This is a genomic window from Labedaea rhizosphaerae (assembly GCF_004362825.1).
GTDB lineage: Bacteria > Actinomycetota > Actinomycetes > Mycobacteriales > Pseudonocardiaceae > Labedaea > Labedaea rhizosphaerae.
Map to the genome: position 1 here is coordinate 68,777 of NZ_SNXZ01000001.1, position 14,665 is coordinate 83,441.

13 protein-coding genes are annotated in these 14,665 nt (G+C 70.7%); 4 read left to right on the forward strand and 9 right to left on the reverse strand.

Annotated elements, in window-relative coordinates:
• Positions 1-192: 192 nt before the first annotated feature.
• Positions 193-648 (reverse strand): MarR family winged helix-turn-helix transcriptional regulator, encoded by a 456-nt coding sequence (locus tag EV186_RS00290; RefSeq protein WP_166658968.1) that lies wholly within the window; start codon positions 646-648, stop codon positions 193-195.
• Positions 649-708: 60 nt separating this feature from the next.
• On the opposite strand from EV186_RS00290, the gene EV186_RS00295 reads away from it, so the two are divergent.
• The 3 genes from EV186_RS00295 (at position 709) to EV186_RS00305 (ending at position 3,026) form a co-directional block, all read left to right on the forward strand.
• Positions 709-1,563, forward strand: coding sequence for an NmrA/HSCARG family protein (locus EV186_RS00295; protein ID WP_133847086.1), 855 nt, complete (start codon positions 709-711; stop codon positions 1,561-1,563).
• 40 nt (positions 1,564-1,603) lie between these two features.
• Entirely contained in the window at positions 1,604-2,077 is a 474-nt protein-coding gene (locus tag EV186_RS00300) for a gluconokinase (protein ID WP_133848640.1), read from the forward strand.
• Positions 2,078-2,141: 64 nt separating this feature from the next.
• Positions 2,142-3,026 carry an NAD-dependent epimerase/dehydratase family protein gene (locus EV186_RS00305; protein WP_133847087.1) on the forward strand — a complete coding sequence of 295 codons (885 nt, stop codon included), beginning with the start codon at positions 2,142-2,144 and terminating at the stop codon, positions 3,024-3,026.
• Here EV186_RS00305 and EV186_RS00310 read toward each other — a convergent pair.
• Positions 3,019-3,582, reverse strand: a complete 564-nt coding sequence (locus tag EV186_RS00310; RefSeq protein WP_133847088.1) for a TetR/AcrR family transcriptional regulator — start codon at positions 3,580-3,582, stop codon at positions 3,019-3,021. The two genes, EV186_RS00305 and EV186_RS00310, sit on opposite strands and share 8 nt — an antisense overlap.
• A gap of 76 nt (positions 3,583-3,658) precedes the next feature.
• Between EV186_RS00310 and EV186_RS00315 the strand changes: the two genes are divergently transcribed.
• Complete coding sequence (locus tag EV186_RS00315; RefSeq protein WP_133847089.1) at positions 3,659-4,312, forward strand: NAD(P)-dependent oxidoreductase; 654 nt, start codon at positions 3,659-3,661, stop codon at positions 4,310-4,312.
• Positions 4,313-4,342: 30 nt separating this feature from the next.
• Here the strand turns inward: EV186_RS00315 and EV186_RS00320 are convergent, their stop codons facing one another.
• The 7 genes from EV186_RS00320 to EV186_RS00350 all read right to left on the reverse strand — a co-directional run bounded on the left by EV186_RS00320 (position 4,343) and on the right by EV186_RS00350 (position 14,218).
• Positions 4,343-5,164 (reverse strand): SWIM zinc finger family protein, encoded by an 822-nt coding sequence (locus EV186_RS00320; protein WP_133847090.1) that lies wholly within the window; start codon positions 5,162-5,164, stop codon positions 4,343-4,345.
• A complete protein-coding gene (locus tag EV186_RS00325; RefSeq protein WP_133847091.1) occupies positions 5,157-8,126 on the reverse strand; it encodes a DEAD/DEAH box helicase in 2,970 nt (989 codons plus the stop codon). The genes EV186_RS00320 and EV186_RS00325 overlap by 8 nt, the downstream gene beginning before the upstream one ends.
• Before the next feature lie 144 nt (positions 8,127-8,270).
• Positions 8,271-9,263 (reverse strand): NAD(+) diphosphatase, encoded by a 993-nt coding sequence (gene nudC, locus EV186_RS00330; RefSeq protein WP_243753742.1) that lies wholly within the window; start codon positions 9,261-9,263, stop codon positions 8,271-8,273.
• Positions 9,260-10,624 carry a M16 family metallopeptidase gene (locus EV186_RS00335; protein WP_133847092.1) on the reverse strand — a complete coding sequence of 455 codons (1,365 nt, stop codon included), beginning with the start codon at positions 10,622-10,624 and terminating at the stop codon, positions 9,260-9,262. Before EV186_RS00335 ends, nudC begins: the two co-directional genes overlap by 4 nt.
• 74 nt (positions 10,625-10,698) lie before the next feature.
• Positions 10,699-11,979, reverse strand: coding sequence for a M16 family metallopeptidase (locus tag EV186_RS00340; protein ID WP_133847093.1), 1,281 nt, complete (start codon positions 11,977-11,979; stop codon positions 10,699-10,701).
• A 47-nt stretch (positions 11,980-12,026) separates the two neighbouring features.
• On the reverse strand, positions 12,027-13,703 hold the full coding sequence (locus tag EV186_RS00345; protein ID WP_133847094.1) for a DUF2207 family protein: 1,677 nt from the start codon (positions 13,701-13,703) through the stop codon (positions 12,027-12,029).
• A 23-nt stretch (positions 13,704-13,726) separates the two neighbouring features.
• Positions 13,727-14,218, reverse strand: a complete 492-nt coding sequence (locus EV186_RS00350; protein WP_133847095.1) for a hypothetical protein — start codon at positions 14,216-14,218, stop codon at positions 13,727-13,729.
• Positions 14,219-14,665 lie beyond the last annotated feature (447 nt).

A 14,665-nucleotide genomic window follows, 5' to 3' on the forward strand; every position in this document is an offset into this window, starting at 1 on the left:
GGCCACCCAACAAACGGCAGGTAACAGCGCAACGCAACCATTCAACCCAGCCACCCACGCAGCGCAAACCGCCGGCACCGTTGGCAAGGGTGTTCGCCGCCCTGCCCCGAGACCAACCCAACGACCCAGCGGCGAACACCCGCGGCAGCCGCTCCTAATAGACCCCCGAGACCAACGGGCAGCGGTCCATCGTCACGTGGCGAAGCGCTTCGCATCCCAGCGATCATGGCCGGCCAGCAGTTTGTGGCCGATCCTGCGCAGGTCAGCCAGGTCGCGTTCGGTCAGCAAACCGGAGAACGACTCCTCCACCGCCCGGTGATACGCCGGTCGCGTCCGGGTGTTCAGGGCCGCCAACCCCTCCGGCGTCAGCCGGGCGAGGACCTCGCGGCGGCTGGCCTCGGGCTGCACGCGGGTCACCCAGCCGCGGCGCGCCAGCCGGTCGATCAGGCGGGTCACGCCGCTCGGGCTGATCGCCAGCAACTCCGCCAGCTCACCCATCCGCAGGTCACCGAACTGCTTCAGCCGGTACAGCGCCGAATGCTCGATCAGCGTGCACCCCGCCTCCGCCTCGATCATCGCGTTCATCGCATCCTGCACGGCGACCACGCCCTGCTGGATGTGCAGCCACGGGTACAGCGAGTCCGACATCCTCCCAGCGTAGTCGCAATTCATTTGACTCGTCGACATTTTCATAGTCAACTGTTGCGCATGACTACCAGACAGATCCTCGTCACCGGCGCGACCGGCGCCCAGGGTGGCGCCGTCGCCGACGCGCTGCTTCGCGACGGGCACCGCGTTCGCGCCCTCACCCGCCGCCCCGAAACCCTCGAAGGCAGCGGCATGGATGTCCGGCGCGGCGACTTCGACGACCCCGCCTCCCTGCGCGCGGCCGCCGACGGCGCCGACGCAGTCTTCGTGGTGACGACCCCGTTCGGCACCGACCTCGATACCGAGGTCCGCCACGCCAAAGCCATGATCGACGCGGCCATCGACGCCGGCGTCGACCACATCGTCTACACCTCCGCCGCCAACGCCGACCACCGCACCGGCATCCCGCACTTCGACAGCAAGCTCGAAGTCGAGCACTACCTCATCGACCGCAAGCCGCGGCACACGATCCTCGCGCCCGCCGCCTTCGTCGACGACAAGCTCGGCGACTGGGCCCTGGAATCCTTGCGGCACGGGCGTTATCCGGTTCCGATGACCGGCGACCGCCCGCTCGCGTTGATCAGCGCCGCCGACATCGGCGCCGTCGCCGCGCAGGTCTTCGCCGACCCGGACACCTTCGACGGCCACCGCATCGACCTCGCCGCCGAAGAACTCACGCCGAACCAGATGGCGGCCGCGCTGAGCGAGGCGATCGGCAAACCCATCGAGCACCAGCGGGTGCCGATCGAGCAGGCACGCCGGTTCAGCGACGACCTCGCCACGATGTTCGACTACTTCGACCGGGTCGGGCTGTTCGTCGACGTCGCCGGGCTGCGCGAACGGTTCCCGTCCGTGCGCTGGCACACCTTCAGCGCGTGGGTCCACGCTCAGGATTGGCCTGCACTGCTCGGCTGAGCGTGCTGTACTGACCAGCGTGGCACGCGTCGTGGTGGTGATGGGCGTTGCGGGTTCGGGCAAGACGACCGTGGCCGAACTGCTCGCCGCCCGGTTGAAGGTCCCCTATGCCGAGGCCGACGAATTCCACCCGCCCGCCAACATCGCGAAGATGTCGGCCGGGCACCCGCTGACCGACGAGGACCGCTGGCCCTGGCTGCGGGCGATCGCGCAGTGGATCAAGGAGCAGGCCGCGGCGGGCGGCGGCGTGGTCACCTGTTCCGCGCTCAAGCGCAGCTACCGGGACCTGCTGCGCGAGGGGACCACCGAAGTGTGGTTCGTCCACCTCGCCGGCACCCACGAACTGCTGGCCGACCGGATCGGCCACCGCAAGGGCCACTTCATGCCCGCCGCGCTGCTGGATTCGCAGTTCGCCGACCTCCAGCCGCTGGCCCCCGACGAGCCCGGCGTGACGCTCGACGTGGCCCTGTCCCCCGAGGAACTGGTCGAAGCGGCCGTCGCCTCCCTTACTTGAGCCGGATCGGATGTCACCAACTCTGGTGACGACAGCCCGCCCCGCCCGCTGCGAGGCTGAACCCATGATCCTCGTCACCGGCGGACTGGGCATGATCGGCGCCCACACCGCACGCGCACTCGTCGACCTCGGGCACGAGGTCATCGTCACCACCCGCCGCCCGGCCGAGCCGCCGTCGTTCCTGACGGGCAAGGTCACGGTGGAGACGCTCGACGTCACCGACCGGGCGGCGTTCCTCGCGCTCGGCCAGCGGCACGACATCACCGACATCGTCCACCTGGCGGGCTCGATCCCGGGTGAGAACCCGGTCGACTTCTTCCGCCACGACCTCACCGGCCTGCTCAACGCACTGGACGCCGCCCGTGCCTGGGGAGTGCGCCGCTTCGCCGTGGCCAGCAGCCTCGGTGTCTACATCGGACGCAGCGAAATCCCGTGGCACGAGGAGCTCGCACTGCCCACCGTCGACCTGCCGCACTTGATCGTCGCGTTCAAGAAGGCGGTCGAGCCGCTGACGACGCACAGCTTGCAGGGCAGCGGCGTCGAGCCGGTCCTGCTGCGGATCGGCACGATCTGGGGGCCGCTCTACGACCCGGAGTCGCCGTTCTTTCCCATCCCGTCGGTGGTCAGCGCGGTGCGGCGGGGTGAGCGGCCGACGCTGGACGAAGGTGCGTTCGACTGCTGCTACGCACCCGATGCGGGGCGGGCGATCGCGTTGCTGATGGCGGCGAAGACGTTGCGGCACAACGTTTACAACGTGTCCAGCGGCAAGCCGGCCGACAACCGCGAGTTCGCCGAGGCCCTCGGGCTCGATCTGCCGGCCGCCTCGTCCGGCGAAGTGCCGCACCTCGACATCACGCGGCTCACCGAGGAAACCGGCTTCACGCCGGAGTTCGACGTGGCCAAGGCGGTCGCCCACTACCTCGACTGGCGCGCGGCCAACGCTAGGTGAGGGCGGCCGTGGTCGTGCGGGCGTAGGCGGCGGCCCAGGCATCCAGCTGGCCGGGCGTCGGCGGGGTCTCGTCGAACTGGACGAAGAAGACGCGCTGGAAGCAGGCGCCCAGCAGCAGGGCGGCGGCCGCCTCGATGTCGGCGTCCGGGCGGATGTCGGCTTGGCGCGTCTTGAGGTACTCCGTGACCCCGTTCAGGATGTGGTTCGGGCCGGAGTTGACGGCACGCAGGGCTTCGATGTGTGCGGCGAGAAAGGCCCTCGACGAGAAGACCGAGACGGAGATGGGGAAGCTCCGCAGGTAGAAGTCGAGGGCCGCGCGCGTGAGGCGGGTCAGGTTCTCTTCGAGGGTGCCGTCGCCGGTCACGTTGGCCGGGGACGGCAGCCGCTCCCTGAGGACCGCGATGAAGATCGCCGTCTTGTCCGCGAAGTTCTTGTAGAGCGTTGCCTCGGAGTAGCCGGCCTCGCGAGCGATCTCCTTGGTGGTGGCGTGCGCGTAGCCGGCGGTGCGCAGCACCTTCTCGGCCGCGTCGAGGATGCGGTCGCGGGTCGTCGGCATGGCGCCTCTCCTTGACAGGTGAGTGAGTACTCACCCACCATAGTGGTGAGTGTTCACTCACCGGAAGGACGACACCATGAAACTGGCGGTTTTCGGCGCGACCGGCGGCATCGGCACCCAGGTGGTGAGCCAAGCGCTGGCCGCTGGTCACCAGGTCAGCGCCGTCGTGCGCGACCGCGCGCGGCTGGCGGTGCCCGACCAGGACGGCCTGGCCGTGGTGACCGCGGGCTTCGGCGACGCCGATGCACTGGCCAGCGCGGTCAGCGGCGCGGATGCGGTGGTGTCGGCGCTCGGCGCGTACGGGCGCGGCGTGCTTACGGTCTGCCAGGACGGGGTGCGGGCGGAGACCGCGGCGATGCGAGCGGCCGGCGTCCGGCGGCTGCTGGTGATCAGCGCGAGCGCCCTGCGCACGGTGCCGAACGACACCCTGCTGATGAAGGCGGTGCTGAAACCGCTGGTGAGCTTCGCATTCCGGCGACACTACGCGGACCTGCGCGTGATGGAGGACGAGGTGATGTCGTCGGGTCTGGAGTGGACGATCGTCTGCCCGCCGCGGTTGACCGACGGGCCGCGGACCGGCCAGGTGTGGCACCGCGTCGGCGACGCGGAGCGGCACGGGCAGGCGCTCGCGCGAGCGGATGTCGCCGGGTACCTGCTTGAGGCGGCCGGGGATCGGGAGTTGATCGGGAAGACCGTGTACATCGGGCAGGAGCGAGCAGCACGCGATTGATCGGTGCGTGACGGCCGGGGAACCGCAGGATCAGCGGTTGGGGTCCACGCCGCGGTACCACGGCTTCAGCAGTTCCGTGATCGAGACGTCGCCGACCATGAGCTTCGAGACCTGGTTCAGGACCGCCCCCGGTTCGTCCACCGTGGTCCCCAGAGGAGCCGCCACCACCTGCTCGGGTGGCCGGCCCGACCAGAACGAGGCCACCTCGTCGTCGCGGGGTTCGGGGGCTTCTCGCTCGGCCACCGGGCGACGGGAGCGGAGTTCGCGCAGGCGGTCCAGGAGCTCGTCGCGGTTGCGGCCGCGCCAGGCGAGGATCTTGAACGGGTCGGCATCGAAGGACTCCGCCAGCAGGTAGCAGACGGCCGCCAAGTGCTTGCACGGCACTTCCCAGTCAGGGCAGGAGCAGTCCATGGTCAGTTCGCGCGGATCCGTGGGGAACAGGCGCAGGTCCAGCTCGGCGAAGACCTCTTCGATCTCCAGCGGCATCTCGCCGGCCAGCAGCTTGGCTGCATAGATCGCCTTGCCCGCCAACAGCTTCTCGATGCGAGCCCACTGGGCGCCGTCGAACGCCTTGATGGCTATCCGCGCCCGGTATGGCTGGTCGCGGGAGCCTTGGATCGTCGCCGTCACCAGGCTGGTCTGCAGGGTCAGGCTCAGCACCTGACCGGCGCGGGCGTAGCGCTTGCCGCTGTTGAGGCGGCCGCCCAGGCCCAGCGACTCCAGGACTTCCACGAAGCGGCGCGACCACCACGTCCGGCCGATGTCGCCGCGGTTGCTCTTCGCCTTGATGCCGCCGGTCACCTTGATCGGGCCGGTGGTCTTGGCGTCCTTCCACCAGGAGCGGTCAGGCATCGATGGCCTCCGACGACAGGGTGAGCAGCTCCCGCAACGAACTGGTCGACAGCTCCGTCAGCCAGCCTTCGCCGGAGCCGACCACCAACTGGGCCAGCGCCTTCTTCTCCTCGATCATCGCGTCGATGCGTTCCTCGAGCGTGCCCAGGCAGACCAGCTTGCGGACCTGGACGTCGCGGCGCTGGCCGATCCGGTACGCGCGGTCGCTCGCCTGGTCCTCCACCGCCGGGTTCCACCAGCGGTCCAGGTGGATCACCTGGTTGGCCGCCGTCAACGTCAGGCCGGTGCCGCCGGCCTTGAGGGACAACAAGAAGATCCGCGGGCCGTCGTCGGACTGGAAGCGTTCGACCATCGCGTCGCGCGACTTCTTCGGGGTGCCGCCGTGCAGGAAGGCGACCTCGGTGTCGAAGCGGGCGGACAAGTGCGGCACCAGCATCGAGCCGTATTCGGCGAACTGCGTGAAGCACAGGACGCGATCACCCTCGGCGAGGGCTTCTTCGATCAGTTCCTCGGCACGCGCCAGTTTGCCGGAACGCCCGGCGATGCGAGACCCGTCGCGCAGGAACTGGGCCGGGTGGTTGCACACCTGCTTGAGCTTCATGATCGTCGACAGCACCAGGCCCTTGCGCTCGATGCCCTCGCTGCCGTCGATCTTGCCGAGCATGTCGTCAACCACCGCACGGTAGAGCGACGCCTGCTCCGCGGTCAGCGGGCACAGCTGCCGGATCTCGATCTTCTCGGGCAGGTCGCCGATCACGTCGGGATCGGTCTTCAAGCGTCGCAATACGAACGGCGCCGTCACCTTGCGCAGCCGGGCCGCCGCGTCCTGGTCGCCGTAACGCTCGACCGGCACCGCGAAACGGGCGCGGAACGACGACAACGAGCCCAGCGATCCCGGGTTCGCGAAGTCCAAAATGGACCAGAGCTCGGCCAGCCGGTTCTCCACCGGCGTGCCGGTGAGCGCGATCCGCTGCCGGGCCGGGATCCCCCGCACCGAATGCGACTGGCGGGACGCGCTGTTCTTGATGTTCTGCGCCTCGTCGGCCACCACGCGGTCCCACCGCAGCGCGGACAGCTCCTCCACGTCCCGGGTGAGCACGTGGTAGGTCGTGATCACCAGGTCGGCGGCCGCCACGGCGTCGGCCAGCCGCGAGCCGCCGAGCCGGCTGCCGCCGTGGTGCACGTGCACGCGCAGGTGCGGGGTGAACCGCTGGGCCTCGCGCTGCCACGTGCCGACCAGCGACATCGGGCACACGATCAACGTCGGATCGCGGTCGTCGTGCTTGCGCCGCAACGCTTCCAGCGCCAGCAACTGCACCGTCTTGCCCAACCCCATGTCATCGGCGAGGCAGCCGCCGAGGCCGAGGTTGTCGAGGAACGCGAGCCACGCGAGCCCGCGCTTCTGGTAGGGCCGAAGCTCCGCCTCGAACTCGACCGGCGGATCGACCGGCGTCAGGTACTGCTCGGGCTGACCGGAGAGCAGGTCGCCGACCCAGCCGTCGCCGGTCACCGCCGACACCGGCAACGGCGGCGCGCCCGCGCCGTCGAACGACTCCAGCCCGGCCTGCAGCAACGCCTGCCCGATCGGCATCTGGCCGCTGCCGTAGTGACGCAGGAACGCCAGCCCCGCAGCCAGTTGCTTCGCGTCGACCTGCACCCACTGGCCACGCATCCGCACCATCGGCACCTTGGCCGCGGCCAGTTCGGCCAGCTCGCCCTCGGTCAGCTCGTCGTCGCCGAGCGCCAGCCGCCAGTCGTAGGAGACGAGGCTCGCCCGGTTCAACGCGCCTTCGGCCTTGGCCACCACACCCGACGCGGGTGCGCCCTTGGTGCTGAGCTTCAACGACAGCTCGCCGGGCCGCCGCCAGCTCGACGGCAGCAGCACGCCGAACCCGGCCTGGTCCAGCGCCGCCGCCTTGCCGAGGAACTCGTAGGCGCCGTCGAGGTCGAAGTGCAGCCGGGACGGGTGCGCCTCGCGCAACGCGGCATCGAGCAGCGGCACGATCCGGCTGGCCCGGCCTAGGTCGGCCAGCAGTTGTTCCTGCGGGTCGTCGAGCCACCGGTGCAGCACCCCGCCGTCGCGCCAGACCTGCGCGGCGGGCACCAGCAGGCTCGGCTCGGCCGAGGGCTGCATCAGCAGTTCGAGCCGCCAGCTTTCCTCGGCGGGCTCGTTCTGATCCGGTGCGCGCAGCCGGAAACACGTGCGCACCGGGCTGTCGGACACCGCACTCGCCCGCCACTGGTCGAGCCGCCCGCCCAGGCGGCGCAGCGCCTCGGGGTCGGCGTCCACCACCGGCTCACCGGTCAACGCTCGCAGCCACGCGCCGATCGGTCCGTCGATGCCGAAGTCCTTGTCCGGCAACGCCAAGCGCACCGCACTGTCCACAAGGGAATCAAGCAGGCCGAGCACGCCGTCGTTGCCGGCGGCGGTGAGCGACGGTGGCTGCACGGCCAGCAGCGCGCTGTACCGGGCGGCGTCCACGCCGGAGAGCACCGGCCGCCAGCGAGCCTTACCGTCGACGAGGCCGGGCAGGAACCGCCCGCGACGCACCAGGTCGTCGGCCAGTTCGGCCAGCTCGCCGAGGAACCGGCACGACGGACCCAGTCGCACCTCATCGGGCGGCTCGGCGAGCAGACCCGGCGCGGACGCCGGATCGATGCGCAGCGCGGGCACCAGCCATTGCCGCAGCTCGACAGTGCCGCGCGGGGCCTGGCCTTCGGCCAGCGGATCCCGCACCAGCTCGGGCGACGGGACCGGGGCCGACGGGTGCGCGGGCAGCCGAAGAGTCAGCGTGTCGGGCTCACCGAGGGCCAGTGTCCCCAAGGTGTCACTGGAAACGGCGAACGGGTGCGGTCGCGCGGCCTTGGTCGCGCGACCCGATGCCCGCGACGGCAAGGCGGAGTCCTCCGCCCAGAACGCCAGCGCGCCCTCGGCGTCGGTGACCGCGTGCAACACCAACACGACTCAATCCACCCCCTCGCCGCCGTCCGACCTGCACTTCCACTACAACAACTCTATCGACGTGCCACGCTGCGAAACGGCGAGCGGCGAGATCTGTGGACAACCAGGTGCCTGTGGATAACTCGCCCGCCGCGAGCGGGTATCTCAAGCCTGGGCCCAGCCCGAAAGCATCTGACGAGCGATCGACGTCTCGCCCGGCAGCTTGAGCCCCTCGATCGCACCGCCGGCGGCGATGGCGGCCCGCACCGTCTCCTTCGAAACCCACTTGGCCTGCTCGATCTCACCTTCGGCCGGGCGCACCGGGACCGACGGATCGGCGACCGCGGCGAAGCCGATCATCAGCGACCGCGGGAACGGCCACGGCTGGCTGCCCAGGTAACGGATGTCGCGGACCGGAACCCCGACCTCCTCCATGATCTCCCGCGCGACGCAGGCCTCCATGGACTCGCCCGCCTCGACGAACCCGGCCAGCACCGAGTACCGGTCGGGCGGCCAGACCGGTTGGCGCGCAAGGAGAACCTGCTCGCCGTTGCCGCCGGCGCCGTCGTGCACGAGGCAGATGATGGCCGGGTCGGTACGGGGGTACTCCTCGTGCCCGTTCTGCTCGCACTTGGTCGCCCACCCGCACTGGGACATGTGCACCGGCGACCCGTCGCGAGCGCAGAAACCCGCCCGGTGGTGCCAGTTCAGCAACGCGGTCGCCGTTGTGAGCAGGCCTGCTTCGGTGTCGTCGAGCAGCGAGCCGACGCCGCGCAGGTCGTGCCACTCGCGCCCCTCGGCGTCGCGGGCGCCGGTCGCGAAACCCCACGAGTCGGCGGGCGGGAACACCTCGCCGGACAGCTCCGCGTCGTGCGGCAACGCCCAGAACGACTGCTCGTTCTCGTCGAGCAGCATGCCGAGCAGCACCGCCCCGTCGACCGGTTCCTCGCCGAAGTCCGTGCACGGCCGGTAAACCAGGCGCAGCGGGTCCTGGTCGACCGGCGTGCGCAGCCGCTCGTCGAGCAGGATGACCCGGCCGCTCTTCCACAGCCGGGCCGCGTGCTCGGGATCGGCACGCACCTGCTCGTCGCGGGCCACGCCGGAGCGGGACAGCGGCGGGATCTCGCCCAGACCGAACGGGACGATCGGCTCGATCACCGCCGGACGCCACCCAGCACGTCGAGGCCCGCGAGCGTGTCCGGATCGCCGACGATGACGCCGGTGAACCGGCCGGGCGCGAAGAATTCCCTTGCCGCGTCGGCGATCTGCTCGTGCGTGACCGCCTGCAGCCGTGCCGGGTGAGCGGTCAGCCAGTCGATGCCCAGGCCCAGCTCCGCGATCGAGGCCAGCTGCGAGGCCATGCCCGGCTGCGACGACGTGGAGATCAGCAGCGAGCCGACCGCGTACTGACGCACGGTCTCGAGCTCTTCCTCGGTGGGCGGCAACACGGCGAACTTGCCCAGCTCGTAACGGATCTCCAGCAGGGCGGGCGCGGTCACCTCGCTCGCGGTGTCGGCGTCGACCTGCAGGGTCGCACCGCTCGACGTGAACTCCGGGCCGGAGCGGGCGTGGTAGGTGTACCCCTTGTCCTCACGGATGTTCTCGACCAGCCGCGACGAGAAGAACCCGCCGAACGCCAGGTTCGCCAGCTGCAACGCCGGATAACGCTCGTCGGTGCGGCCGATCGACTGCGCGGAGAGCCGGAACTGCGACTGCACGGCGCCGGCCCGCGGCACCAGCAGCAGGTCACCGCCCGGGAGATCGGGCAGCGGGGCGAGCTTGCGCGCGGTGGCGTCCCCGGTCCAGCCGCTGAGCGCCTTGTCCACGGCCGCAACGGCTTGCTGCGGCTCGACGTCGCCGACCACGACCAGCACGGCACCGCGGGGCAGCACCCCCGCGGCGTGCATGGCGCGCACCTCGTCGGCGGTGACCTCGGCGACGTCGTCGGCCTCGGGCATCTCGTAGACGTACGGGTGGTTGCCGTAACGGTGGCGCTGCAACGCCTTGCGGGCGATCGTGCGCGGCTGGCTGCCGGCCAGCGCGATCCGCTCGACGAGCCGGTCACGTTCGCGGGCCACCTCGCCGTCGGCGTAGGTGGCGCCGGTCAGCGCGTCGGCCAGGACGTCGAGCAGCGTGTCGAACCCGGTGGCCAGCGCGCTGCCCGCCATCGACAGACGCATCGGGTCGACGCTCGCGCCCAGCTCGCCGCCGACCAGGGCCAGCTCGGTGTCGATGGCCACGCGGTCGCGGCGGGCGGTGCCGGTCAGCACGGTCTCGGCCAGCAGCTCACCGACGGCTGCGTGCTTGGCCGCGGTGGCCGCATCGGCCGCGGCGAACGGGATGCGCAGCCGCAGCTCGACCATCGGGACGGTCGGCTTGTGCACCGCGAGCACCCGCAACCCGTTGGCCAGCACGGTGTCCACACTGGACAGATCGCCGGTCGCGCGCTGCTCACCGAGCGGCGGCAACGGCCTCGGGCCGCGCTCGGTGCGACCGATCTCCTCCGCTGTACGGCTCATGCCAGTCCCTCGCTGGAGCTCGGGCCGGGCCTGAGCCCCGGGCGCAGTGTTCAACGGTTCGCTCGCAAGCTCGCTCACTGTTCTCCTCCTGCGGGCTTCACGACCAGCACGGCACGCGACTCGGCGCGCAGCTTCTTGGCGGCGGCGGACACGTCCTGCGCGGTCACGGCGGCGAGCCGCTCGGGCAACGCGAACACCAGGCTCGGGTCGCCGTAGAGCAGCTCGAACGCGCCGAACGCGAGCGTCCGGTTGATCAACTGGTCGTGCTCGCCGTGCAGGTTGGCCACCCAGCGGGCCGTCACCCGCATCAGCTCCTGGTCCTCCGGCGGGGTCGCGGCGAGCTTCTCCAGCTCGTCGTCCAGCGCCTCGAGCACCTGCTCCGGGCTCACCGTGTCCGGGTGCATGGCCGTGACGGTGAACGTGTCGGGATCGCGCGCCTCGAACGGCCCGAACGTGCCCGCGCCCGCGTTGATGTCGGTGACCAGCGCGTCGCGGTGCACCAGCCGCTGCTGCAGCCGGGACCCGTCGCCCTCGGCCAGCACACCCGCGAGCACCAGGTAGCCCAGGTAGCTGTCCAGCTCGTTGATCGGGTCGGGCATCCGGTAGCCGACCGCGAGCGCGGGCATCGGCGCCAGCTTGTCGAGCTGCTCACCGCGCTTCTCGGTGTCCGGCGGCGGCTCGGCGAACGACGGCCGCTCCGGCTTCGGGCGGGCCGGCACATCGCCGAAGTGCTTCTCCACCAAAGCTTTCGTGGCCTCGACGTCGAGGTCGCCGGCCACGGTGAGCACCGCGTTGGCGGGCGCGTAGTAGGTGTCGAAGAAGTCCGCGCAGTCCTGCACCGTGGCCTGCTCGAGGTCGACGAAGTCGCCGTATCCGTTGTGCGCGTTGGGGAACGTCTGGTAGAGCACCGGCGGCAGGGTGATCCACGGGAACCCGCCGTAGGGCCGGTTCAGCACGTTGAGCCGGATCTCCTCCTTGACCACGTCGATCTGGTTGCGGAGGTTCTCCTCGGTGATCTTGGGCGCCCGCATCCGGTCGGCTTCCAGGTGCAGCGCGCGCTCCAGCGCGGCGGAGGGCAGCACCTCGAAGTAGTCGGTGTAGTCCGGGTGGGTCGAGCCGTTGAACGTCCCGCCGGAGGACTGCACGTACCGAAAGTGCGCCAGCTTCTCCAGGCTCTCGCTGCCCTGGAACATCAGGTGCTCGAAGAGGTGGGCGAACCCGGTACGGCCCTCGGGCTCGGAACGGAAGCCCACGTCGTAGTGCACGCTCACGCCGACAACCGGTGCCGTCGGGTCCGGAGCGAGCACCACGCGCAGGCCGTTGTCGAGGGTGAAGCGGTGCAGCGCGGGGGTCATGAGCGCAGCCTACGGGAGCGCACCGACAACGGACCGCGAAGTACCTTTCACCCTGAGCGCAACCGGCCTGAGCCCGCGAGCGCCGCGTCGAGGGCAGAGTTGAAGTCCTGGAAGTCCACAGCGAACGGACGCGGCTGCTCACCGGCGACGTACCAGTAGCGGCCCTCTTCGGACTCCGGGTAGACCTGCAACCAGCGCTCGCTCTGCCGCAGCACCAGCGCATACGGCAGCGACCGGGCGAACACGGGTTCCCGGTCCGCGGCGGGCAGTTGCTCGGGCACGGTCGTGCTCAGATGGGCGGTCAGGTCGTCCGCCGCGCCGAGCAAGGCACTGCCCTGGCCCGTGCGCGCGGGCATCCAGCGGGCGCCGACGAGCACGACCAGCCCGGCGAGGACCACGGCCAGCCCGATCAGCGCGCTGCCGACCGTGAACGCCAGCACCAGCGTGACCAGCACCCCGAGCACCGCGACCGTGGCCCCGGCCAGGGAGTAGCGGCTGCGGCGGTCGTCGGGGCGGGTGCCGAAGAAACCGCGTGCGACCACGTCGTTGTAGAGCGCGTCGCGCACGGGCGTGAGGTCGACCGGGTTGGCCCGCAGGTCGGCCAGGCTCGCCGACTCGATCCCCTGCGGCAGCAGGGTGTCCAGCAGCACGCGCTCGTAGCCGGCGAGGTCGGCGTCGGCCGGGCGGTGGCGCACCAGCTGCCAGTCGGGGCTGCCGTCGGCCGCGACGCCGTGCACGACCAGCAGGTACCCGCGCACAGCGAGGTCGACGACGGTCGCTGAGACGTCCTTGACGTCGACGTACTCGTCGAGCACGGTGCCCAGGCGGCCCGGCAGGATCTCCTCCGGCGGCACGAACACCACGTGCTCGCCCTCGTGGCGCAGCACCGGAACCGGCTCGCGCGCCTGGGGTTTGGCGTCCCGGCCACGCAACACCCAGAGCAGGGCGAACCCGGCCAGCAGCAACGCGAGCAACGTGACCAGGCCGGTCCCGCTGAACCAGGTCAGCGCGAACGGGCCGGTCCCGTCGTCGTCGGTCGTCGCGGCGGCCGTGTCGACCGTGTCGACCTTCACCGAGCCGGGGTCGAGCACGGCGGTGAGGTCGATCCGGTCGCCCGCGCGCAGCTGCAGCTGGGTGGTCCTGGTCACCGCCTTGGCATCGGTGTGCACCGACTTGCACGGTGTCGTCGACCCTTCCGGACCACTCAGGCAGGCCACGGAGAGCGGCGGTCGGGGCGTGGTGAGCGAGACGCGGGCCAGGATCAGGTCGGTGTCCCAGCCGCCGACCGGCCGCCAGCGCAGCTCGGGTTTGCCGCGGGCGTCGGTGACCGCGCCGGTGACCGTGTACTGGACCGTCGCCTTGCCGCCGTCGAGCTTGATCGTCATCGCGTCGGCCGTGACGTGGACCGTGCCCGCGCCGTCCACAGTGGCGTCGCGCACGGCTTGGTCGTGGAGTGCGACCGTGCGGGTCATCGTCGCGTTCTTCGGTACGGCCACGATCTCGGTGACCGCCAGGGTGCCGTCGGCGCCGAGCTTCATGGTCACGACATCGCTGCGCGGGATCACCGGCATCGACGGCGACGACGGCGCCGGACCGCCGGTCGGCGGCGGGACGGTGAACGTCGGCTGGCCGGAACCCGGTGTCGGGAAACCGGGGATGCTGGGGAAGGTCGGCTGCGCCGCCGCCGCGAGGAAGGCCAGGATGAGCGCGCCACGTCCCCACATGGCGGCCGAGCGTAGCTGGCCGTTCAGGAACCGGTGACCCAGGGGAGCTTGGGCAGCTTCGCGCCCGGTTCACGCAGGTAGAGCAGCGCGTAGCCACCGCCCGCGAGCCCGGCGAGGAAGAGCAGGCCGAGACCGATCGGCCGCCACGCGTCGTCCACGCCCATGTCGGCTTGCGCACTGTGGACCAGCAGGTCACCGCTCGCGTCGTTGGCGCGGTTGCTGGGGACCGTGACGGTCAGCGGGTCGCCCTGGGCGTGGCCGCAGGCGTCGAGCTTGGCCTGGCGCTGCTTGCCGTCGACCGTGAGATTGACGACCTCCTTGGCGTTGGGATCGCTGCAGGAAGCGCCGGTGACCACCGTGGCCTGCGCCTGGTCGCCGCCCGACGCCTCGACGGAGGCGAAGCCGAAGACGCCGGCGATGCCCACGACGAGCGTGATGAGCAACGACAGGACCGCGAGCGCGGCAAGGGTCAACACCCACCGCTGCACGGTCGCCGTCAACCCTGGCACGGTCACCCCTGGATCGTCGCAGACGACGCAAGGCCGGGCCTGTGTGGCCTTGGCGGCTTGATCGGGTCGGCTCGACCGCGGGTGACGTCCACCGACCAGGCTCGGGCCGAGGTCGCCGGACCGTCGTGACCTTGGGTTTTGGTCGCCCTCGCGTAAGCCAAACCCCACCCGACCCGGCAGGGCTCCGTCAAAGTCGCATTCTCCCTGGTCAAGCCTGCCATCAGACCACCGGGCACAGGCGCGCCAACTGTCCATTCTGGATGGTTTGAGCCTTGGCCTTGCCAGAATCTGGTGGTCACCGACCAGCGGGTTGGGCGGCCTTGATGAGCGGGAGGCTAGTCAGGCCACCAAACCCGCCCTGAACTGCGGAAACGACTTTGACGACGCCCTGCCCGACCCGGGGGCCGGCCCCGCTCCCAGTCTATCGGGTTTGACCTGCGTAAACGGGCTTCA

What these genes read in the sequence shown, in the direction of transcription:
- EV186_RS00315 (WP_133847089.1), top strand. Translation starts at nt 3,659, where the DNA reads ATGAAACTGGCGGTTTTCGGCGCGACCGGCGGCATCGGCACCCAGGTG.
- EV186_RS00310 (WP_133847088.1), bottom strand. Translation starts at nt 3,582, where the DNA reads ATGCCGACGACCCGCGACCGCATCCTCGACGCGGCCGAGAAGGTGCTG.
- EV186_RS00340 (WP_133847093.1), bottom strand. Translation starts at nt 11,979, where the DNA reads ATGACCCCCGCGCTGCACCGCTTCACCCTCGACAACGGCCTGCGCGTG.
- EV186_RS00290 (WP_166658968.1), bottom strand. Translation starts at nt 648, where the DNA reads ATGTCGGACTCGCTGTACCCGTGGCTGCACATCCAGCAGGGCGTGGTC.
- EV186_RS00295 (WP_133847086.1), top strand. Translation starts at nt 709, where the DNA reads ATGACTACCAGACAGATCCTCGTCACCGGCGCGACCGGCGCCCAGGGT.
- EV186_RS00300 (WP_133848640.1), top strand. Translation starts at nt 1,604, where the DNA reads ATGGGCGTTGCGGGTTCGGGCAAGACGACCGTGGCCGAACTGCTCGCC.
- EV186_RS00305 (WP_133847087.1), top strand. Translation starts at nt 2,142, where the DNA reads ATGATCCTCGTCACCGGCGGACTGGGCATGATCGGCGCCCACACCGCA.
- EV186_RS00320 (WP_133847090.1), bottom strand. Translation starts at nt 5,164, where the DNA reads ATGCCTGACCGCTCCTGGTGGAAGGACGCCAAGACCACCGGCCCGATC.
- EV186_RS00345 (WP_133847094.1), bottom strand. Translation starts at nt 13,703, where the DNA reads ATGTGGGGACGTGGCGCGCTCATCCTGGCCTTCCTCGCGGCGGCGGCG.
- EV186_RS00335 (WP_133847092.1), bottom strand. Translation starts at nt 10,624, where the DNA reads ATGAGCCGTACAGCGGAGGAGATCGGTCGCACCGAGCGCGGCCCGAGG.